Source organism: Streptomyces sp. NPDC093984 (assembly GCF_044764595.1).
In the GTDB taxonomy this organism is placed as follows: Bacteria; Actinomycetota; Actinomycetes; order Streptomycetales; family Streptomycetaceae; genus Streptomyces; species Streptomyces cynarae.
The window spans coordinates 34,889-55,829 of record NZ_JBIWIM010000016.1 but is presented as its reverse complement, the minus strand read 5'-3'; the positions used below and the strand labels follow the sequence as shown (position 1 = coordinate 55,829).

Here is a 20,941-nt window from a genome sequence, read left to right as displayed (position 1 = left end):
GTCACCATGGCCGGTTCCACTGCTCCCTCCGGCTCCCGGGTGCGGCGTCAGCTGCCCACCAGTCCGTGGCTGTTCGCAGCGCCCGGGTTTCTCGTCGCCGGCGCGTTCGTCCTCTATCCGTTCCTCTCCACGGTGGTCGACGCCTTCACCGACCGGCGCACCCTGATACCCGGCCGGTTCGTGGGCCTCGCCAACTTCCGCGAGCTGCTCCACGACGACGTGTTCTGGGTCGGCCTGCGCAACAGCACGCTCTACGTCCTCGGGGTCGTCCCCGCGCTCGTGGTCCTGCCGCTGCTACTGGCCCTGCTGGTACAGAAGAACATCCCCGGCATCGCGTTCTTCCGGTCCGCCTTCTACACCCCGGTCGTCGCCTCGATCGTCGTGGTGGGTCTGATCTGGGTGTGGCTGCTGGACGAACGCGGCCTGGTGAACTCGCTGCTGGAGACGCTCGGTGCCGGTCCGGTCGGCTTCCTCAGCGACCAGTGGCTGCTCCTGGTGAGCGCCATGGCCGTCACCGTGTGGAAGGGTCTCGGCTACTACATGATCATCTATCTGGCCGCACTGGCCAACGTGCCGCGCGAACTGCACGAGGCGGCCGCGGTCGACGGCGCGGGCGCGGTCCGCCGCTTCCTCACCGTGACCGTGCCCGCAGTCCGCTCCACCATGGTCCTGGTCGCGGCCCTGTCCTCGGTCGCCGCGTTCAAGGTGTTCTCCGAGGTGTACCTGATGGCCGGCCCCAGCGGCGGTCCGGCCGGCGAGGACACGACCCTGGTCATGCTCGTCCAGCGCACCGGCACCGGTCTGACCGGCCGCGTCGGCTACGCCTCCGCGATCTCCCTGGTCGTCTTCGTCGTCACCGTGGTGCTGATGCTGCTGGTGCTGCGCGCCGACCGGAAGGACGAGGCATGAGCGTGATCGAGAAGGCGCGGCCCGCCCGTCGCCCGGCCCCGGCGCGTGAGTCCAGGTCCCCACTCACCGACGAGCACGGCCGCCGCGTTCGGGCGTGGGAACTCGTCGTGCGCTACGTCCTGCTGCTCATCGTGCTGGCGCTGACCATCGGCCCGTTCCTGTGGCAGCTGTCGACGTCGCTGAAAGGCCCGACGGAGGACATCTACAGCTCGCCGCCGTCGTTCCTGCCCGCCCATCCCACCCTGCACAACTACGCGCGGGTCGCCGACACCATCCCCGTGTGGGACTACGCCCTGAACTCGCTGAAGGTGGCCGCCGCCAACGTCGTCACCAACTGCGTCGGCTCCGCCCTGGCGGGCTACGCCCTGGCCCGGCTGCGCTACCGGGGGCGCCGCGTGGCCACCCTCGTCTTCGTCCTGGCCATGCTGGTGCCCGCGGAGAGCATCATCATCGCCCAGTTCACCACCATGCGGGACCTGGGCCTGAACAACACGCTCATCGGCGTGGTGCTGCCCGGGTGCGTCGCCGCGATGAACGTGCTGCTGATGCGCAACGCCTTCCTCAACCTCCCGTTCGAGATCGAGGAGGCGGCGTACGTCGACGGCGCCAACGTCTGGCAGCGGTTCGTGCGCATCGCGCTGCCCTCGGTCAGGGGCACCCTCGCCGTCGTCGCGATCTTCGCCTTCATGGGTGCCTGGGACGACTTCCTGTGGCCGCTCATCGTGCTCAGCGACCCGTCCAAGTTCACCCTCACCATCGGCCTCAACTACCTGCACGGCACCTTCGCCAACGACCAGCGCCTGGTCGCCGCGGGCACGGTCATCGCCGTCGCTCCGCTCATCGTCCTCTTCGCCTGCCTCCAGCGGTACTTCTTCCGGGGGGTCGGCGAGGGTGCGGTGAAGGGCTGAAGACCTGGGTACAGCACCCGAGCCGAAACCCCCCACCACCACACTAGGAACTCCGCATGCCTTCTGCCGTGCGCTTCGGCGTCAACTACACACCGAGCGAAGGGTGGTTCCACCACTGGCTCGACTTCGACCTGGACTCCGTACGCGCCGACCTCGACTCGATCGCCGCGCTGGGCCTGGACCACATCCGGGTCTTCCCGCTGTGGCCGTACTTCCAGCCCAACCGCACCCTGATCCGGCCGCGCGCCGTCGAACAACTCGTGGCGCTCGCCGACGCGGCGGCCGAACGCGGCCTCGATGTGAATGTGGACGGCCTGCAGGGCCACCTGTCCAGCTTCGACTTCCTGCCGGCCTGGACGCGGACCTGGCACCGGCGAAACCTCTTCACAGACCCTGAGGTGATCGACGGCCAGGCCGCCTACCTGCGCACCCTCGCCGCCGCCCTCGCCGACCGGCCCAACTTCATCGGCATGACCCTCGGCAACGAGATCAACCAGTTCTCCGCCGGTCCCCATCCCGACCCCGACCGGGCCACCCCCGAACAGATCGACGCCTGGCTGCGGCGCATGCTCGCCGCCTGCGAGGAGGGCGCGCCGGGCCGGCTGCACCTGCACGCCGAGTACGACGCCACCTGGTACCAGCACGACATGCCGTTCACCCCGGCCCAGGCCGCCCGGCACGGCGTCGTCACGGCGGTCCATTCATGGGTGTTCAACGGCACCGCCCAGCGACACGGCCGCGCCTCCGTGCCGAGCGAACACCACGCCGCCTACCTCGTCGAGCTCAGCAAGGCCTGGGCCGACGACCCGCGCCGACCGGTCTGGCTCCAGGAGGTCGGCGCGCCCGCCCCGCTGGTCCCCGCCGAGCACGCCGCCGCCTTCGCCGAGGCGACCCTCACCCACGTCCTGGACTGCCCCGGCCTGTGGGGCGTCACCTGGTGGTGCTCCCACGACGTCTCCCGCGGCCTCGCCGACTTCCCGGAGCTCGAGTACACCCTCGGACTGCTCAGCAACGACCGGCAGCCGAAGGACATCGCGCACGTCCTGGCCCGCGCCGCCCGCGACACCGCCCACGCCCCGGCGCCGCGGACCACCGCCCTCGTCGTGCCCGCCGATCCGGCGCTGCGCCCGGCGCTCGCCCCCGGCGGCCACGTCTTCGACGCCTTCTTCCGGCTGACCGCCGACGGCGCCCGCCCCACCACCGTGCTCGACACCCGTGCCGACGACACGGACCATCTCGGCGCGCGCGGCATCACCGAGGTCGTCAGCGCCGATCAGGTGCTCCCCGCACCGCAGGCGAGCCGTCTCACGTGACACTCCTCCCCTGCCCGACCCGCCACAGACACTTGGCAAGACCACCCGCGATCCCTTATGGAGCAGGAGCACCCCATGCATGACGACCGCAGCTTGGTCGAAGCCCGGCTCAAGCGCGTCCTCGACGAGCGGATCCGCCCCGCCGTGTACCCCGAGTCCGTACCGCTCGAGGTGGCGGTGTGGCACGCGCCCGGCGAGCCCGTGCCGGTCGCGGAGGGACTCGCGGCCGAACCCGAGCCGATCGAGGTGGGCGCCCGGTGGGGTGCCCCGTGGGGCACCAGCTGGTTCCGGGTCACCGGGACCGTGCCCGAGGCGTGGGCCGGGAGGACCGTCGAGGCACTGCTGGACCTCGGCTTCGACGAGAACATGCCCGGCTTCCAGTGCGAGGGCCTGGTCTACCGGCCCGACGGCACCCCGGTGAAGGGCCTCAACCCGCGCAACCAGTGGGTGCGCATCGGCGCGCCCGTCGCGGGCGGCGAGGAGGTGCGGCTGCACATCGAGGCCGCCTCCAACCCGGTCATCCTCGACTACCACCCCTTCCTGCCCACCCGGCTCGGCGACAAGGACACAGCCGGAAGCGAGCCGCAGTACACGCTGACCCGCATGGACCTCGCCGTATTCGACGAGACGGTGTGGCAGCTGGTGATCGACCTGGAGGTGCTCGGCGAGCTGATGGCCGAGCTGCCGGTGGACTCCGCGCGCCGCTGGGAGATCCTGCGCGCGGTGGAGAGGGCGCTCGACGCCGTCGACCTGCAGGACGTGAACGGCACGGCGGAGCGGGCGTGTGCCTGCCTGACGGATGTCCTGGCCTCCCCCGCCGTGCCGTCCGCGCACCGCATCAGTGCCGTCGGGCACGCGCACATCGACTCGGCCTGGCTGTGGCCGCTGCGCGAGACGGTGCGCAAGGTGGCCCGTACGACGTCCAACATGACCGCGCTGATCGAGGACCAGCCGGAGTTCGTCTTCGCCATGTCGCAGGCGCAGCAGTGGGCGTGGGTGAAGGAGCACCGGCCCGAGGTGTGGGCGCGGGTGAAGAAGGCCGTGGCGGACGGGAGGTTCGTGCCGGCCGGCGGGATGTGGGTGGAGTCGGACACCAACATGCCCGGCTCGGAGGCGATGGCACGGCAGTTCGTGCACGGCAAGCGGTTCTTCCTCGACGAGTTCGGCATCGAGAACGACGAGGCGTGGCTGCCGGACACCTTCGGCTTCGCCGCCGGTCTGCCGCAGATCATCAAGGCGGCGGGCTCCAAGTGGCTGCTGACGCAGAAGATCTCCTGGTCGCAGACGAACAAGTTCCCGCACCACACCTTCCGCTGGGAGGGCATCGACGGCACACGGATCTTCACGCACTTCCCGCCCGTCGACACCTACAACTGCTCCATGAAGGGCAGCGAGATCGCCCACGCGGCCCGCAACTTCAAGGACAAGGGGGTCGCCCGGCACTCCCTCGCCCCGACCGGCTGGGGCGACGGAGGCGGCGGCACGACGCGTGAGATGGTCGCCAAGGCGGCGCGGCTGCGTGACCTCGAGGGTTCGGCCACGGTGGTGTGGGAGACGCCGGAGGAGTTCTTCGAGAAGGCCGAGGCGGAGTACCCCGAACCGCCCGTCTGGGTCGGCGAGCTGTATCTGGAGCTGCACCGCGCCACGCTGACGAGTCAGGCCAAGACCAAGCAGGGCAACCGGCGCAGCGAGCACCTCCTGCGGGAGGCGGAACTGTGGGCGGCCACCGCCGCCGTGCGGGTCGGATTCCCCTACCCGTACGAGGACCTGGACCGCATCTGGAAGACGGTGCTGCTCCACCAGTTCCACGACATCCTCCCCGGCTCGTCCATCGCCTGGGTGCATCGTGAGGCGCGGGCGACGTACGAGCGGATCGGCGCGGAGCTGAACGGGATCATCGAGGCGGCGCAGCGCGCCCTGGCCGGTGCGGGAACGACCGAGCTGCTCTTCAACTCCGCGCCGCACGAGCGCGCGGGCGTGCCGGCAGGGGGTGCCGGGACACCGGCCGTCGCGGGCGGCACGGCGCTCACCCCGCGGGACGGCGGCGGGTTCGTGCTGGACAACGGCGTGCTGCGGATCGAGGTCGACGCCCGGGGCCTCGTCGTGTCCGCGTACGACATCGAGGCCGACCGGGAGACGATCGCCCCCGGCAGCGCCGCGAACCTGCTCCAGCTCCACCCCGACTTCCCGAACATGTGGGACGCCTGGGACGTCGACGAGTTCTACCGCAACACGGTCACCGACCTGACCGAGGCCGACGAGGTGGCGCCCGGCGAGGACGGCGTCTCGGTGCGGATCGTCCGGTCCTTCGGTGACTCCCGCGTCACCCAGGTGCTGACGCTGCCGCCGGGCGAGCGGAGGCTGGTCCTCGACACCGAGGTCGACTGGCACGAGACGGAGAAGTTCCTCAAGCTGGCCTTCCCGCTCGACGTGCACGCCGAACGGTACGCGTCCGAGACGCAGTTCGGGCACTTCTTCCGGCCCACCCACACCAACACCTCGTGGGAGGCCGCCAAGTTCGAGGCGTGCAACCACCGCTTCGTGTACCTGGAGGAGCCCGGCTGGGGTGCCGCGGTCGTCAACGACTCCACCTACGGCCATGACGTGACCCGCACCGTCCGCACCGACGGCGACCGCGGGACGACCACCACGGTCCGCGTCTCGCTCCTGCGCGCCCCGCGCTTCCCGGACCCGGAGACCGACCAGGGCGTCCACCGCTTCCGGCATGCGCTGGTGCCGGGCGCCACGATCGGGGACGCGGTGCGCGAAGGCTGGCGTCTGAACCTGCCGGAGCGGCACGTCACCGGCTCCGGCCAGGTCGCCCCGCTGGTGACGGTCGGTCAGGAGGCCGTCGTGGTCACCGCGGTCAAGCTGGCCGACGACGGCAGCGGCGACGTGGTGGTCCGCTTCCACGAGGCCCACGGCGGCCGGTCCCGCGCGACGCTGACGGCAGGCTTCGAGGTCGCGGGCGTCACGGTCACCGACCTGCTGGAGCGTCCGTTGGACGACGACACGGCGCCGGCGGTCGAGGGTGAGCGGATCACCATGCGGCTGCGTCCGTTCCAGCTGGTCACCCTGCGGCTGAGGAGGGCCTGATCACGCCGGGGGGCTCCCCCGACCCGGCCGACTGCGGCCGGTGCACCGGTGCCGTGCGGCACCGGTGCACCGGAGTGTCGGGCCCTGTCACAGCACCTGGCGGAGCCCAGGACTGCGCACTTGAAAAGGAAAGGTGAGCGCCGGCCGATGCGACACTGGTCACCGTGCGCACCCTCGGGATCACGCACCGGTGCTGCCCGCCTCGCCACAAACAGAAGCGGTCATAAAAACTGCGAAAACGGGCGTAATCGGGCGGTAAACGGTATAAAGTGGGCATCGCCTAGCGAAGACGCGCACCCAGCACACCCCACCGCCGACAGCCTCGATGCCAGGAGAGCCGCATGACCCACGGAGCGAAAGCTCCCGACCCCAACCCCCGCGCCGACGCCGCTTCCGCCCTCGGCTGCGAAGTGTGCAACGGCTGGGGCAGCGTGATCACCCACTGGGGCCGCCACGAACTGTGCTCCACCTGCCAGCCACACGCCGACCGAGAGGACGACGACACCAGCACCGCATCCCAGGCCACATAAGACGCCGATCACCCCGCGGCGGGAGCACCGTCAACGCCTTGACCACGACCAGCAGCCGGCCGGACCCGCCGCCGTCACCGACCCGTTGCGTGGCGTCGCATGCGACGTGGGCGAGTCGATTCGGAAGTTGCCCGAGTTACCGGTGTGAAGATGCGTTGCGGCTCCAGATCGCCGTTTGACGTCAGTCGCATCTGCAACTGTCCGGCGGAGTCGAGAACGCACACAGCCCGTCGGCCGCGGGGTTCCCCCGTTCGCTATGGCCACGGTCCCCAGGAAACTGCCAGCAGACGGCGGAAGCGGTCAAACACGGATCCACGTACCAGGGGTTGACATCGGGCGCCGCGCAACCCAGCCTTTGGCAACGTTGTCATTCCTGCTGCGGCGGGCGCGGAGTCGCTCCGGCCTGCACCGCTTTTTGATGGGACGTCACGCTCATGACAGATCAGTCGGATCCGTCGCGCCATCCGTCGCGACGGGCCATCGTCACCACGGGTACCACCCTGCTGGCCGGATTCGGCCTCAGCTCCGTGCTTCCAGTGGCGACTGCCGTCGCCGCACCCGACAGCGCGCCGGTCGACTCCGCCGCCACCCCCGGTGAGCTGGCGCTCCACCGGCCGGTCTCGGTCTCTTCGACTGCCTACGCCGCCACCCCCGGCTCCTTCGTGGTCGACCGCCTCTCCGCCCCCGGTGTCCGGGGCAGCGGCTGGCGTGCCGAGGGCGGTGATCCACAGTGGATAGCCGTCGACCTGCAGGCGAACTGCGAGGTCACGCAGGTTCGCCTGACCTTCGAGGCGGACGCGTCCGACCCGGTGTACACGCCGCCCACCACCGGCAATGTGCACAGCGGCACCACTGGCAAGGAGATCCAGTCGAGCTTCTCCCTGGTCTTCGTGGTCGAGACGTCCGTGGACCACAAGTCCTGGACCACGGTGTACAGCACCACGGCGGGAACCGGTGGCGTCGTGGACATCCAGCTTCCGCGCCCGGTGTCGGCGCGATGGGTGCGCATGACCTCTCAGAAGCGCTCCAGTCCGCTGCCCCTCGGCCTCAACGGCTTCGAGGTGTACGGCACCGCCGAAGGCCACCGGCCCTCGGTCACCGGTTGGACGGACTGGGGCATCCGGCACGGCGAGGCACCGGGGCTCGCGATCACCGACGACGGGACCGTGCCCGTGGAGTCGGGCTGGCGGCTCACCATGGACGACTGGGCCGGCGCGGACGGTGCCGGTCTGTCGAAGACGTCCGTCGACACCAGCACCTGGCTGCCCGCGACCGTTCCCGGCACGGTGCTGGGCTCACTCGTGGAGCAGGGCAAGCTGCCCGACCCGGTGGCGGGACTGAACAACCTGCGCGTCCCGGAGGCGTTGTCGCGCCACTCATGGTGGTACAAACGGGACTTCGAGCTGCCGCGCGGCCTGCGCACCGGCGCCGGCCGGCACATCTGGCTGGAGTTCGACGGCGTCAACCACAAGGCCGATGTGTGGCTCAACGGCAAGCAGGTGGGCGACCTGACGTACCCGTTCGCCCGTGCCGCCTTCGACGTCACCCGGCAGCTCACCGAAAGCGGCGAGAACGCGCTCGCGGTGAAGATCACGCCGATGCCGGTCCCCGGCAGCCCCGGTGACAAGGGTCCGCTGGGCGAGTCCTGGGTAGACGCCGGTGCGCAGCAGATGAACCTCAACTCCCCGACGTACCTTGCGTCCTCGGGCTGGGACTGGATGCCGGCTGTGCGCGACCGCGCGGCGGGCATCTGGAACCACGTCCGGCTGAGATCGACCGGGCACGTCGTCATCGGCGACCCACGCGTGGACACCGTGCTGCCCGCGCTGCCGGATATATCGGTGGCCGAGCTGACCATCGTCGTTCCTGTACGCAACGCGGACACCGCCGACCACCAGGCGACGGTCACGGCTGCCTTCGACGGGGTGCGGGTGTCGAGGACCGTCACCGTGAAGGCAGGCGAAAGCTTGGACGTCGTCTTCACCCCGGACGCCTTCCGGCAGTTGAGGCTGCGCGACCCCCAACTCTGGTGGCCGAACGGTCTGGGCGAGGCCAACCTGCACGACCTCACGCTCACCGCCTCGACGGGCGGTCAGGAGAGCGACCGGCGCACCACCCGCTTCGGCATCCGCCAGTTCGGCTACGAGTACGAGGTGCCGCTCGCGTTCACCGCGTCCGGCGACGCCTACACGCAGACCGTGGCCTTCGACCGGCAGCAGGCCCAGCACGTCCGCATCAGGTGCCTGACCCGGGCCACGTCCTGGGGCTGCTCCCTGTGGACCCTGTCCGTCAAGGACAGCACCCGGCCGGGCACCGACCTCGCGCTGCACGCCCACGCCGACGCATCGAGCACCGATCAGGACAGCAACGGCGCGGCCAATGCCACCGACGGTGACGCCGGGACCCGGTGGTCCTCGGCCTACGAGGACGACCAGTGGATCAGCGTCGACCTCGGCTCCGTCCAGTCCTTCGACCGGGTCGACCTCACCTGGGAGCAGGCGTACGCGAAGACCTTCACCATCCAGGTCTCCTCGAACGGCTCGGACTGGACCGACGTGAAGTCCGTGGACAACGGGGCGGTGCCGCTGCCGTTCAACAACGGCAACGCCAGCCTGCAGGTCGAGGACTTCGACCAGCAGACCGCACGCTACGTGCGCCTCAGCTGCGGGCTCCGCAATACCAGTTGGGGCAACTCGCTGTGGTCGTTCGGTGTCGTCGACCGCAGTGCCCCGGGCACCGACCTCGCCCTGCACCGGACGGCCACCGCCTCCACGGAGGAGTCCGACCACCCGGCGTCGCACGCCACCGACGGAGACCCGAACACCCGCTGGTCATCCGCCTACGAGGACCACCAGTGGATCCAGGTGGACCTCGGCTCCTCGCGGACGTTCGACCGCGTCGCCGTCGTCTGGGAGACCGCGTACCCGAAGTCGTACACGATCCAGGTGTCCGACGACGGCGAGCAGTGGACCGACGTCAAGTCCGTGTCGAACACGCCCGACCCGCTGAAGATCAGCGTCAACGGCGTGCGCGTGCTGGCTCGCGGCGGCAACTGGGGCTGGGACGAACTGCTGCGCCGGATGCCGGCAGAGCGCATGGACGCGGCGGTGCGCATGCACCGCGACATGAACTTCACCATGATCCGCAACTGGGTCGGCAGCAGCGACCGGGAGGAGTTCTTCGCCGCCTGCGACCGGCACGGCATTCTGGTGTGGAACGACTTCCCCAACGCGTGGGGCATGGACCCGCCGGACCACGAGGCGTTCAACTCGCTCGCCCGTGACACCGTGCTGCGCTACCGCATCCACCCCTGCGTGGTGGTCTGGTGCGGAGCGAACGAGGGCAACCCACCGGCCGCCATCGACAAGGGGATGCGCGAGGCGGTGGAGCAGCAGGTGCCCGGCCTGCTCTACCAGAACAACTCGGCGGGCGGCATCGTCACGGGCGGCGGCCCCTACGGCTGGGTGGAGCCGGAGAAGTACTTCGACCCGATGACGTACGGCAGCCGTGACTTCGGCTTCCACACCGAGATCGGCATGCCCGTCGTCTCCACCGCGGCGAGCACCCGCAACATGACGGGCGACGAGCCGGAGTGGCCCATACGGGGCGCGTGGTACTACCACGACTGGAGCGAGCACGGGAACCAGGCGCCGCAGAACTACAAGGCGGCCATCGAGACCCGCCTGGGCGAGTCCGGCGACCTGGACGACTTCGCCCGCAAGGCGCAGTTCGTCAACTACGAGAACACCCGCGCCATGTTCGAGGCGTGGAACGCGAACCTGTGGGACAACGCCTCCGGTCTGATGCTGTGGATGTCCCACCCGGCCTGGCACAGCACGGTCTGGCAGACGTACGACTACGACTTCGACGTCAACGGCACCTACTTCGGCGCCCGTTCGGCCTGCGAGCCGCTGCATGTGCAGGCCGATCCGGTGAAGTGGCAGGTCATCGCGGTGAACCACACCTCGGCCGACCTGCGCGGCGCCACCGTCACCGCCCGGCTCCACGACCTGTCCGGCCGGGAGCTCGGCAAGAGCAGGACGGCCCGGGTGGACGTGGAACGGGCCGCCACCGCTGAGGTGTTCACCGCCGGGTGGACGGACGACCTTCCGGACCTGCACCTGCTGCGGCTGACGCTGGCGGACTCCCGGGGCAGGGAGCTGTCACGGAACACCTACTGGCGCTACCGCGAGGCCGCCGCCCTGCGGGCTCTGAACAAGGTGAGGCAGGTGAGGCTGACAGGCGCGATCACCGGGGTGTCGGCCGGGAAGCCCTCCAGTGACCGCCAGGAGCTGACGGCGGTGATCCGCAACCAGGGCTCGGCGGTGGCCGCCATGGTCCGGCTCTCGCTGCTGGAGGACCCGCACGGCCGCCGGGTGCTGCCGACGCTGTACAGCGACAACTACCTGTGGCTGCTGCCCGGCGAGTCCCGGACGGTCCGCCTGTCCTGGCCGACGGGAGCCTGCTCGACACGGCGCCCGGTGCTGACGGCGGAGGCGTACAACAGCCCGGTCGTGACGCTGCGCGGCTGAGACACTCCGTGCCCCCGGCCGCCGCCCGGGTCCGGGGGCACGGAGTCACCCGCCGGGCGGCGGCTGCCCCGTCGTCCGACTGGGGTGGCGCGTTGGTGGTCGACCAGCCCCAGTGGGCGCCGGAGCGACTGCTTGCGCTGTGCGGGTCAGCGGTCCGGATCGGGTCGTCCCAGTTCGTAGGGGGCCAGGACATCAGCGATCGTGTGGTTGCGCGGTGTGGGGATCCCGAACTCGCGGCCCAGGGTGACGACACTGCCACTGAGCCAGGGCAGTTCCAGACGGTTCCCCTGCATCAGATCGTTGTGCATCGAGGACGTCATCGCGGCCGGCAGTGTGTCACAGAACGCCAGCCGCTCGTCGGCGAACGTGGGATCGATCCTCACCCCGGCGGCACGGCCCACCTGCACCGCCTCCGCCATCACATCGCGCAGCAGTTCCCGGCAGTGAGCGTCGGAGCGGATCACCCCTATGGGCTGACGTACGGCGGTGGTCGTCGCCGAGAGCCCCACCAGGAAGACGAATTTTTCCCAGACGACCCGTTCGATGTCCGAGCTGAGTTCTGCCTCGATGCCGGAGGAGACGCACGCGTCGAGGAAGTCGCGGGCGCGAGGGGTGTCCATGTCGTCGTAGGGGCCGAACACCACCTTTTGCATGGCGCCGCGGTGGGAGACGATGCCCGGCTCCTCGATGACGGCGGAGATGTAGCAGGCGCCGCCCCACACTGCCTGCGTCGGCAGGTGCCGGCGCAGGACTGCGTCTTTGCGGACTCCGTTCTGCAGGGAGATGACGCGGGTCCCTTCGTCCACGACATCGCCCAGCTGGGCCGCGACATCCTCGGTGTCCCACAGTTTCACGGCGACGAGCACCACATCGGCGGGTTCCAGTTCCGCGATGGTGCCAACCACCGACGTCCCCGGAACCTTGAGGTCGCCCAGCGGGCTGCGTACCAGCAGTCCCCGTTCCCGTATGGCCTCCAGATGACGGCCCCGGGCGACGAAGGTGACCTCGTGGCCCGCTGCGGCAAGCCGGGCGCCGAAGTAGCCCCCGACACCGCCTGCCCCCACTACGGCTATGCGCATGACGTGTTCCTTTCCGCTACGGGACATGACGTGGAACGGACTGGGCTCCCGTCCCCGGCAGGACTGCTCACTGCTCGCCGACCGGCGCGGCCGCGCCTCTTGTCGTCGGCCTTTCGCGGGTTTCCGGAGCGTGTGCCCGGGCTGTGACCGGATCAGCGCGGCGACCGCACCGGCTGCACAGAGGAAGAGGACAGCGTGCGGCAGCCTGCCCCGCACGGCGGTCACAAGGGATCGGACCCACCGATCCCGGGTGCCGCGGGCAGTCGGAGCCTGCTGCAGCGCGAAGGCCATGGTCACCATGGACTCCGAGACCGCTCCCTCGCGCGGTGGACCGGAAAAAGCGGGGAGCGGGGCGACGCGTATCCACGGTTCCCCCTTAGTAACCTTTTGCAGGGTTACTATAGCCGCATGGTCGAAGGAGCACAGGACGGCCGACGCACCCGGGTCACGGCACAACTCCGCGAACTGCGCTTCGACGCCGGATCCCTGTCGTTGAACCTCATCGCCACCGTCGGGCGCCGCCCGATCACGCCGGTCGAACGGATGGGCGACATCGACCGGCTCAGGGCCTGGTGCGAGGGGGTGCGGCTCGCCGTTCACCCGGACGAAGACTTGGCGGGGCTGCTCAAGGCCCTCCACGAACTGCGGGCCTGCGCGTACGACGTCACGGTCGGATACCTCCACCGCCGAGCCCCCCGGGAGGAGTCGGTGCGGCTCCTGAACCGACTGGCCCGGGTACACCCGCCGGCCCCCCGGCTCGAGGTGGACGCCGATGGCCTTTCCGCCGCAGCGAGCAGTCCCGGGCTGTCGGCTCCCGAACTGCTCTCGCTGATCGCCCGAGACCTGATCACGCTGCTCTCGGATCCGATGCGACGACAGAGGCTGCGCGAGTGCGACTCCCAGATATGCAGGATGATCTATCTCGACGCCGCGCAGGGAAGACCCCGGAAATGGTGTTCGATGCAGCGCTGCGGCAACAGCACCAAGGCGGCCAGGCACCGCCGCCACCGCGAGGAGGCCGGTGACCTCCCCGTGCCCTGATCAGCCGTCACGATGGCACGGCGGAGTTCGACGAGCACGTCGAGACGATCGGTCTGTCCGGACAGGCGAGAACTGCGATGCCGGGTACTCCCGGAACATCGCCACGTCCATCGGCTCGACCGTCAGGTCCCACGGGTCCTGAGCCGCCCAGTGCGTCATCCGGACGTGGACAATGCCGTCGGCGTACGCACATGCCCGTCGAGCCCGACCGGACCGCGGTTCCACGGGGACCCTTCGACCGCAGTGCCCCCTACGGGCAGGCCGACGACACCCTCCGAGCCTTGGAGCGCTGAGCGATGACCAGCAGCCCCCACGATTCCCCCTCCGCCTCCGGTCCCGCCCCGGACTCCCTCCGGAATGCCGCTCCGGACAACGGTCCTGCCCTCACCAGGGAGGAGTTCGACACCCTCTTCGACACCGTGCGCGCCTGGGGCCGTTGGTCCCCGGAGGACGCCGACCGCGGCGCGTGGAACCGGGTCACCCCGGAGCACGCCCGGCGGGCCACGGGCCTCGTGCGCACCGGTACCACCGTCGCGATGGCGCTGCCGTGGAACACGGTGCCGGGCCCGGACAACGGCAGGCCGGCCCTGCACTACATGTCCGACCTGGGGGACGTCGAGGCCCCCGAGCCGTCCTGCCACAAGGACTTCATCGCCACCGACTACCACGGCAAGGGCGTCAGCCACCTCGACGCGCTCTCCCACATCGCCTACCGCGGGCAGCTCTACGACGGGCACACCGCCCGGGAGGTCGTCGGCGCCGCCGGCGCCCGCTTCGGGTCGGTCTCGGCCCTCGGCCCCTTGGTCACCAAGGGAGTCCTGCTGGACCTGCCCGCCGTACTCGGCATCGACTGGCTGGAGCCGGGCACGGCTGTCCACGCCGCGGACGTACGCGCCGCCGAGAAGGCCCTCGGGGTGACCATCGGCGACGGGGACGCGGTCCTGCTGCGCTCCGGTCACTTCCGCCGCCGCGCCGAACTCGGCGCCTGGAACCCCGACGCCGCCAGCGCCGGACTCCACGTCGACGCGATGCCCCTGCTGGCCCAACGCGGGATCGCCCTGCTCGGCGGCGACGGCGACAGCGACGTGCGGCCCTCGCCCGTCGAGGGGCTGCACTCCCCCGTTCACGCCCTGGCCATCACCGCCATGGGCGTCCCCCTGCTGGACAACCTCGATCTCGAGGCGCTCTCCGCCGCCTGCGCGCAGGCCGGCCGCTACGAGTTCCTTTTGGTCGTGGCCCCCCTGAACATCCCCGGCGGCACCGGTTCACCCGTCACCCCGGTGGCGGTGCTGTGATGGCCGCGGACCGCTTCACCGGCGGAGTCGGCCGCGACTTCCTCGACGCGGAAGGCCGCAACGTCCGGGGGGACATCCGGCTCGGCGAGCCGGCCGCGGCACCCGGCGTCGCGTGGCGCTGTCTGCCGCACACCACCGACGAACTCCTCGCCGCCGACGTCGACGGTCTCGACGCCGTCCTGCTCGCCGGGCGCCGCCCCGTCGCCATAGCGGCACTCACCCCGTTGCCGGCCGTTTCATCTGGCTAGTTTTTCTGCAAGGTGCGGGTGACACCCGCGATGACGGCGGTCGTCAGCACCCAGCCGAAGGCGATCAGCAGGTAGGCCAGCCACTGGAGACCGGCGTTCGACCAGTACCAGGCCGTGCGCTGGCCCAGGCCGCCGATGGGGATCAAGAGGTCGAGCGTGTAGACGAGGGGCTGGAAGGGGGCGCCCTGTCCTCGTTGGACCGGGTTGGGGGTGTGAGCGCCGAAGGACAGGGTGCCCAGCAAGGTCAGCGCGAGGAGCCAGACGCCGGCCAGCCAGGGGCGGTAGCCGTAGCCGACGGTCACGTCGAGCAGGTGCCCCCACACGCGAGTGGCCGGGGGCAGAGTTTCACGCCGGTGGCGCTGTTTGGCCAGGAGTACGCGGCGGGCGTCGTCGTCGTGGCCGGCCTTCCGGTACCAGCTCGCCAACTGCTCATAGGGCTGGGGGTTGTAGCCCGGGCTGCGTCGTATCCATGCCACACGGTGGGCGACAGAGTTCCGCCGCCCCACTGCCTCGCGCCGCTCGCCTGCCTCGTCGACCTTGACGGAGCCGTAGACGAAGCCGTCCAACTCCACCACGTCCGGCCAGCTGTGGTCGCTGTCGTGGAGGTGGGACACCTGCGCACCCCGCAGGTCCACGGTGCCGGACGGTTGCCGGGCGAGGGTGAAGTCGAAGTCGACGGCCTGCATCAGCATGGCGACCAATGACGGGCCGTGGCCGTCGGGCGGCCCGTTGAGGACGGCTCCTTCGAAGGTCAGGTTGCCCGAGATCCGGGCACCCCGCAGCCGCACGGTCCCGTTCGCGGTGAACCCGTCGGAGAAGTCGAGCGTCGAGGCCACGGCGTTGTCCAGGGCGAGCACCACCCCGCGCCGGCCGGGGTGTTCCAGTAGTGCGCCTCGCATGTGGAGTCCACCGGGCAGATGTGCGCCCATGAGGCGGACTTCACCGTGCGCGACGAATCCGTCCTGGCAGTAGACGCCGCCCTCCGCGACCAGTCCACCAGCGGACACCGACCATTCCTCGGGTGCGGTGATCTCGGCGCCGTTGAGGTTCACGACACCGCGCACGGCGGCGTTGATGAGCGACAAGGCGGTGACCCTGCGGTGGAAGGGCGAGGCGGAACCTCGTTCCAGGCGAGAGCGCCGCAGGTCGAGGCGCCCCTCGATACGGATCAAGCCAGCTTCCACGCCCGGCACTCGGCTGCCGACGATCGCAATCGACTGGGTCGACGCTCCGGAGAGGTCCACGCCCTCCTCGAACCAGCAGTCCTCGAGCCAGAGCGCGTGAGCGATCTGCGCGCCGGCCAGGTCGAGGTGCCCGGATATCCGCGCCCCGGCGAGCCTCAGACACGCGACGGCGCCCGGTGGCGCGGTGTTCGCACCCAGCAGCAGCGCCGTGATCACGGCAGCCCGCACCGTCCGCCCGGGGCCCCACTGCCCGCCCTCGGCGACACGGTCTTCCTCGGGCACGCCCGTGCGCAGGTCCACGCGGCGTCCCTCGGGGAACGCGTCCCACAGCTCACGCTCTGGCGAAGTCAACTCGTCGTATGAGAGCACTCGTGCAGAGTAGTGATCTTCCTTCCCGCCCGCCTTGCCTCCACCGCACGCGGATCCGAGGGTGGCCCCATGGCCGGGAGCAGCCGGCTGATCGGTGCTGCGGTCGCGCCCGGGCGACCGCAGCACCGATCAGGAACGGCCGTGCGGAACGCGCCCTGCGGCCGACCACGGCCGCCTAGGTGTCTGCCAGGAACCGCGGCACGCCCGGTCCTCATACGCTCATGACACGACAGGCGGACACCACCGGGAGGACTCCGTCCGCCCGGTCCCGTCTCCCGCGTCCACTTCCACGAGCTTCTCGAAGAAGAACTCGTGCTTGAGAAACGACACGTCGTACTCGTGTCCCGGATAGGGCGGGATCAACTGGGCGGCCTGGAACAACCGCCAGCCGTCCTCCAGGGCATGCACCCCGGACTTGTACGGCGGTTCGTCGCCGTCCCCGGTCGTCGGCGAGGTCCGTGCCGTGCCGTCGTACCGCGACCAGCCCACGGTCTCGGAGTCCAGAGCGGAGGTGGCCAGGTAGAGCACCAGGACCTGCTGACGCGTGCTCACGCGGCCTCCCTCTGAGGGCGGTTGGAGACCCGGGTCACCCAGTGCGCCAGGTCGAAGGAATCGTCCCCGGTGAGTGCGCGCCACAGCAGGACGCGGTTGTAGAACTCCAGGCGTGCGGTGGCGTGCTCGTACCAGGGGAAGTGGGCGCTGAGGTTCTCGGCGACACGCGGGTCGTCGAGGTCGGAGGTGTCCCACAGGCGCCGCTGCCGCACCGTCGGATTGAAACGGATCTTGAACATGTAGCGCTCCACGTCGCTGTCGTTGCGCCGCCCACCGTGCCAGAGTCCGTGGTGCAAAAACACCACAGTGCCGGCCGAACAGACGAGCCTGGACTGACCGCGCAGGTTCTGGTAGCGGCCGGTGTCCGACTCGTTCGTCCGCCGCAGATGACTGCCGGGCACGCTGAGGGTGCCGCCCATGTCGGGCGTCACGTCCTGCGGGTAGTACATCAGCTGGACGTCGAAGGCGTCCGTGCGTACATCGATGATCGCGTCTCCGTGGAGCGGCTGAGCCCGCCCCTCGTGGGGCTCGCGCACGTGCACGGCGTGGTGGTCGACGCTCGGCCCCGGACCGACGAGGGAGTGCAACGCGCCTGCCACAGCGGGGAGTTCGATCAGGCGCCGGACGAACGATCCGTCCGGATAGGCGTCCTGAACGCTGCTGCCGTAGGGCACATCGGGGATGCCGTCGCGCAGGACCTCGAGCCCCTCCTCGTTCATGTCCGGGGGTACGACGGCGTCGAGGCGCAACGAGCCGTGCGCGACGAAGCGGGCCATCTCGACCGAGCTCAGCAATGGGATGTCTGCCATGCGGCCACCGTAGGGAGCAAGCGCCGCTCGGCGCGTGGGCGCGGTTCACCACTACTGGTAGTTTTTCACCATGCTCGAGACGGAGCTCCAGCTCGGTGAACCGCCCGTCGTGGCGAACGCCGGCGTCGGCGTCCACGGTGTCGTGAGCCGTACCGACGTCTTCCGGCTCCCTGAGCTGTGGCAGCTGCACCTGTACCAGTACGACGCCGAACTCGACGTCGACGGCACCCCGTACGTCATCCGACCCGGTCGCGTGAGTCTCGTACCGCCCGGGGTCACGGTTCGCTACCGCTATCAGGGCCGCTCCGAGCATCTTTACGCACACCTGCGCATCGTGGCCGCCGGACCGTCCCGCACCGTGCCCGTCGTCCAGGACGCCGGCCCCGAACTACCCGTCCTCGACTCCCTGTTGCGGAAGGCGGTCACCGCCCTGCCCCGCGATCCGCAGCGCACCAGAGCCGAGATCTGGACCGCGCTGTGGCGCATCGCCCACCTGGCTCCGACCGCCGAGCGGCCCGGCCCGCACCCCGCGGTCAGCACGGCCATCGCCTACATCGAGTCGCACCTGGCCACGCCGCTCACCGTGCCGGATGTCGCACGGGCCGCGGGGGTCTCGCACAACCACCTGACACGGCTGTTCCGCGCCGCGATCGGCGACACGGTCGTCGGCTACATCCGCAACCGGAGACTCGACCGCGCCCATCACCTGCTGCGCGCCTCGACGCTCTCCATCTCCGCGGTCGCCGCCTCCGTCGGCATCCCCGACCTCCAAGCGTTCAACAAGGCGTGCCGACGCGAGCTCGGCGCCTCTCCGCGTGCCCTACGAGGGTTCGACGCCTGACGTTCGCCCCGGCACCGGCGGGCGGCCCGCGCGGGCGGCGCGGTGGCAGCGGGAGGGAACCTGGCGGATCTCTGTCGCGCCGCTTCGAACCAGCTCAGGGAATGGCTGCAGCGTCTGATGACCGGGTGATGCGGTGGTGCTGGATCAAGGAGAGGGCCACGCTGAGTGCCGCGACGCACCCGGCGAGCAGCACCGCCCACGAGCCCGCGAAGGTGCAGGCGAGGATCGCGACCGCGGTCAGCGGCAGGACAGCCTGCTGCCGCAGTGTCGGCTTGTAGTGGCGTGCGTGCAGGAGCCAGGTGAAGAAGACGAATCCGGCCGTCGGGACGGTGACCGAGGCGGCGGCGCTGGTGGCGCCGACGTGGGCCTGGCCGGTCACCTGCTCGATCACCACTTCGAGTCCGGCGCCGATGGCGGCGGCCGTGGAGAAGACCAGGTAGTGCCCGTATCCCCACAGGAATGCACGTCTGCCCGTCCGCAGGTGCTCGTGGATGGGCACGACGAAGTAGATCCAGTAGGCGGCGAACACGATCAGCAGGCCCCCCGCGGCGATCGGAAGCAGCTGCGTCGAACCGCCCCTGTCCAGAGCCCCCTGCACGGCCACCGTCGCGGCGGCGACCGTCTCGCCCAGGACGATCAGGGTGAACAGTCCGTAGCGCTCGGCGATGTGGTGCGGGTGCCAGGGAGTGGGCCTGTGACGCTCGGCCACCACGGGCACGGCGAGCTCAGCGGCCGCGAGGAGAACGAACACCCACACCTTCACGTCCGTGTGCGGCAGGAACCCGAACGCCACCCAGCCGATCTGCACGAGGACGACGCCGGCGGCGTACCGCAGGGCGGTGATTCGGGCGTCGCCCCGCTCACTGCGGGCCGCTCTGACCCACTGAGTCGTCATGGCCAGCCGCATCACCACGTAGCCGATCACGACGATGGAGTAGTCCGTGCGGTCGAAGGCGCGCGGCACCCCGGCAGCCAGGATGAGGACGCCCGCGATCTGCACCAACGTGGTGAGCCGGTAGGGCACGTCGTCCGTGTCGTACGCGGAGGCGAACCAGGTGAAGTTCATCCAGGCCCACCAGACGGCAAAGAAGATCATTGCGTAGCCGGCCACACCCTGCCCGGCATGACCCGCCGCCACGGCGTGCACCAGCCTGCCACCGGCCTGCGCGACGGCCACCACGAAACAGAGGTCGAACAGGAGCTCCAGCGGTGTCGCGACGCGGTGCGCTTCCGTCGGGTCCCGCCGGACCATCGTCCGCAGCAAAGGCCCGGCCGAAACCCTGCCGCCCGGCGGGCCGCCGGCGCGCTCACTCACCGCCCGTGCTCCTTCCCGTTCTCGTGCAGCAGTCAGCCGGCAACTTCGGATCCTCCCCCACCGCCGGGCGTCGACAGCCGTGCGTGCGGCCGGTCGGACACGCCGTTGCCGGGTGGCATGGGCCGCCGGTCCGCTCAGGAGGGCCCTACCGGTGCTCGGGGTTTTCGTAGTCGCGGCGGCAGCCCGCGTCCCAGGCCGTGCGCTGGTTGCCATAGGCGGGGATGCCGCCGAGGTCCTTCAGCGCCCGCGCCAGGTGCAGCAGGTTCCAGGTCATGAAGGTCGTGTTGCGGTTGGTGAAGTCGTTCTGCGGGCCGCCCGAGCCGGGATCGAGGTAGGAGGGACCGGGGCCCGCCTCGCCGATCCAGCCGGCGTCAGCCTGGGGAGGGATGGTGTAGCCCAGGTGCTGCAGGCTGTAGAGGACGTTCATGGCGCAGTGCTTGACGCCGTCCTCGTTGCCGGTGATCAGGCAGCCGCCGACTCGCCCGTAGTAGGCGTACTGGCCGGCTTCGTTGAGCAAGCTGGAGCATGCGTAAAGGCGTTCGATCACCTGCTTCATCACGGAGCTGTTGTCACCCAGCCAGATGGGACCGGCCAGGATGAGAATGTCGGCTGCGAGGACCTGCTGGTAAAGGCCGGGCCAGACGTCCGTCTCCCAGCCGTGCTCTGTCATGTCGGGCCACACGCCGGTGGCGATGTCGTGATCGATGGCCCGTACGACATCGGTCCGCACTCCCTGGGCTTCCATGATGGCGGTGCTGCGGTCGATGAGGCCCTGGGTGTTGCTGGGCTCCGGCGACCGCTTGAGGGTGCAGTTGATCACCAGGGCCCGCAGATCGTCGTAGCGGGCGGGCGGTGTGTCGGTGGCGGGCGAAGAAGCGGTCACAGGGCCTCCCGGAGTCCTGCCGCCACGCTGTGCATGA

General features: G+C 70.2%; 16 protein-coding genes. 10 read left to right on the top strand and 6 right to left on the bottom strand.

Annotated elements, in window-relative coordinates; genetic code table 11:
• Positions 1-6 precede the first annotated feature (6 nt).
• The 6 genes from ACIRC0_RS34770 (at position 7) to ACIRC0_RS34745 (ending at position 11,288) form a co-directional block, all read left to right on the top strand.
• A complete protein-coding gene (locus ACIRC0_RS34770) occupies positions 7-909 on the top strand; it encodes a carbohydrate ABC transporter permease (protein ID WP_403624545.1) in 903 nt (300 codons plus the stop codon).
• On the top strand, positions 906-1,817 hold the full coding sequence (locus ACIRC0_RS34765) for a carbohydrate ABC transporter permease (RefSeq protein ID WP_403624542.1): 912 nt from the start codon (positions 906-908) through the stop codon (positions 1,815-1,817). Before ACIRC0_RS34770 ends, ACIRC0_RS34765 begins: the two co-directional genes overlap by 4 nt.
• 56 nt (positions 1,818-1,873) lie before the next feature.
• Positions 1,874-3,130 (top strand): glycosyl hydrolase, encoded by a 1,257-nt coding sequence (locus ACIRC0_RS34760; protein WP_403624539.1) that lies wholly within the window; start codon positions 1,874-1,876, stop codon positions 3,128-3,130.
• Positions 3,131-3,205: 75 nt separating this feature from the next.
• Entirely contained in the window at positions 3,206-6,226 is a 3,021-nt protein-coding gene (locus ACIRC0_RS34755; protein ID WP_403624536.1) for an alpha-mannosidase, read from the top strand.
• Positions 6,227-6,567: 341 nt separating this feature from the next.
• Positions 6,568-6,756: a hypothetical protein gene (locus ACIRC0_RS34750; protein WP_403624533.1), complete on the top strand. Its 189-nt coding sequence runs from the start codon at positions 6,568-6,570 to the stop codon at positions 6,754-6,756.
• Between the two features lie 434 nt (positions 6,757-7,190).
• Complete coding sequence (locus ACIRC0_RS34745) at positions 7,191-11,288, top strand: discoidin domain-containing protein (RefSeq protein ID WP_403624530.1); 4,098 nt, start codon at positions 7,191-7,193, stop codon at positions 11,286-11,288.
• 146 nt (positions 11,289-11,434) lie between these two features.
• On the opposite strand, the gene ACIRC0_RS34740 is transcribed toward ACIRC0_RS34745, so the two are convergent.
• Positions 11,435-12,367 (bottom strand): 2-dehydropantoate 2-reductase, encoded by a 933-nt coding sequence (locus ACIRC0_RS34740; protein ID WP_403624527.1) that lies wholly within the window; start codon positions 12,365-12,367, stop codon positions 11,435-11,437.
• Between the two features lie 408 nt (positions 12,368-12,775).
• Between ACIRC0_RS34740 and ACIRC0_RS34735 the strand changes: the two genes are divergently transcribed.
• From ACIRC0_RS34735 to ACIRC0_RS34725, 3 genes are all read left to right on the top strand, one after another.
• Positions 12,776-13,408 carry a CGNR zinc finger domain-containing protein gene (locus tag ACIRC0_RS34735; protein WP_403624524.1) on the top strand — a complete coding sequence of 211 codons (633 nt, stop codon included), beginning with the start codon at positions 12,776-12,778 and terminating at the stop codon, positions 13,406-13,408.
• Positions 13,409-13,704: 296 nt separating this feature from the next.
• Positions 13,705-14,703 carry a cyclase family protein gene (locus tag ACIRC0_RS34730; RefSeq protein ID WP_403624521.1) on the top strand — a complete coding sequence of 333 codons (999 nt, stop codon included), beginning with the start codon at positions 13,705-13,707 and terminating at the stop codon, positions 14,701-14,703.
• Positions 14,703-14,951, top strand: a complete 249-nt coding sequence (locus ACIRC0_RS34725; protein ID WP_403624518.1) for a hypothetical protein — start codon at positions 14,703-14,705, stop codon at positions 14,949-14,951. The genes ACIRC0_RS34730 and ACIRC0_RS34725 overlap by 1 nt, the downstream gene beginning before the upstream one ends.
• Here the strand turns inward: ACIRC0_RS34725 and ACIRC0_RS34720 are convergent.
• The 3 genes from ACIRC0_RS34720 to ACIRC0_RS34710 form a co-directional block, all read right to left on the bottom strand.
• A complete protein-coding gene (locus ACIRC0_RS34720) occupies positions 14,948-16,504 on the bottom strand; it encodes an oxidoreductase (protein WP_403624516.1) in 1,557 nt (518 codons plus the stop codon). The genes ACIRC0_RS34725 and ACIRC0_RS34720 overlap by 4 nt on opposite strands.
• Positions 16,505-16,723: 219 nt before the next feature.
• Positions 16,724-17,056, bottom strand: a complete 333-nt coding sequence (locus tag ACIRC0_RS34715; protein WP_403624512.1) for a hypothetical protein — start codon at positions 17,054-17,056, stop codon at positions 16,724-16,726.
• Positions 17,053-17,865: a phytanoyl-CoA dioxygenase family protein gene (locus ACIRC0_RS34710; protein WP_403624509.1), complete on the bottom strand. Its 813-nt coding sequence runs from the start codon at positions 17,863-17,865 to the stop codon at positions 17,053-17,055. Before ACIRC0_RS34710 ends, ACIRC0_RS34715 begins: the two co-directional genes overlap by 4 nt.
• 70 nt (positions 17,866-17,935) lie before the next feature.
• On the opposite strand from ACIRC0_RS34710, the gene ACIRC0_RS34705 reads away from it, so the two are divergent.
• Positions 17,936-18,706, top strand: a complete 771-nt coding sequence (locus ACIRC0_RS34705; RefSeq protein ID WP_403624506.1) for a helix-turn-helix domain-containing protein — start codon at positions 17,936-17,938, stop codon at positions 18,704-18,706.
• A 94-nt stretch (positions 18,707-18,800) separates the two neighbouring features.
• Here ACIRC0_RS34705 and ACIRC0_RS34700 read toward each other — a convergent pair whose 3' ends face one another.
• Together ACIRC0_RS34700 and ACIRC0_RS34695 are read right to left on the bottom strand one after the other, a co-directional pair.
• Entirely contained in the window at positions 18,801-19,958 is a 1,158-nt protein-coding gene (locus ACIRC0_RS34700; RefSeq protein WP_403624645.1) for a low temperature requirement protein A, read from the bottom strand.
• A 208-nt stretch (positions 19,959-20,166) separates the two neighbouring features.
• The gene (locus ACIRC0_RS34695) at positions 20,167-20,904 is read right to left on the bottom strand and encodes a flavodoxin family protein (RefSeq protein WP_403624503.1); all 738 of its coding nucleotides are present in this window, start codon (positions 20,902-20,904) and stop codon (positions 20,167-20,169) included.
• Between the last annotated feature and the right edge of the window lie 37 nt (positions 20,905-20,941).

What these genes read in the sequence shown, in the direction of transcription:
- ACIRC0_RS34770 (WP_403624545.1), top strand. Translation starts at nt 7, where the DNA reads ATGGCCGGTTCCACTGCTCCCTCCGGCTCCCGGGTGCGGCGTCAGCTG.
- ACIRC0_RS34765 (WP_403624542.1), top strand. Translation starts at nt 906, where the DNA reads ATGAGCGTGATCGAGAAGGCGCGGCCCGCCCGTCGCCCGGCCCCGGCG.
- ACIRC0_RS34760 (WP_403624539.1), top strand. Translation starts at nt 1,874, where the DNA reads ATGCCTTCTGCCGTGCGCTTCGGCGTCAACTACACACCGAGCGAAGGG.
- ACIRC0_RS34755 (WP_403624536.1), top strand. Translation starts at nt 3,206, where the DNA reads ATGCATGACGACCGCAGCTTGGTCGAAGCCCGGCTCAAGCGCGTCCTC.
- ACIRC0_RS34750 (WP_403624533.1), top strand. Translation starts at nt 6,568, where the DNA reads ATGACCCACGGAGCGAAAGCTCCCGACCCCAACCCCCGCGCCGACGCC.
- ACIRC0_RS34745 (WP_403624530.1), top strand. Translation starts at nt 7,191, where the DNA reads ATGACAGATCAGTCGGATCCGTCGCGCCATCCGTCGCGACGGGCCATC.
- ACIRC0_RS34740 (WP_403624527.1), bottom strand. Translation starts at nt 12,367, where the DNA reads ATGCGCATAGCCGTAGTGGGGGCAGGCGGTGTCGGGGGCTACTTCGGC.
- ACIRC0_RS34735 (WP_403624524.1), top strand. Translation starts at nt 12,776, where the DNA reads ATGGTCGAAGGAGCACAGGACGGCCGACGCACCCGGGTCACGGCACAA.
- ACIRC0_RS34730 (WP_403624521.1), top strand. Translation starts at nt 13,705, where the DNA reads ATGACCAGCAGCCCCCACGATTCCCCCTCCGCCTCCGGTCCCGCCCCG.
- ACIRC0_RS34725 (WP_403624518.1), top strand. Translation starts at nt 14,703, where the DNA reads ATGGCCGCGGACCGCTTCACCGGCGGAGTCGGCCGCGACTTCCTCGAC.
- ACIRC0_RS34710 (WP_403624509.1), bottom strand. Translation starts at nt 17,865, where the DNA reads ATGGCAGACATCCCATTGCTGAGCTCGGTCGAGATGGCCCGCTTCGTC.
- ACIRC0_RS34705 (WP_403624506.1), top strand. Translation starts at nt 17,936, where the DNA reads ATGCTCGAGACGGAGCTCCAGCTCGGTGAACCGCCCGTCGTGGCGAAC.
- ACIRC0_RS34700 (WP_403624645.1), bottom strand. Translation starts at nt 19,958, where the DNA reads ATGGTCCGGCGGGACCCGACGGAAGCGCACCGCGTCGCGACACCGCTG.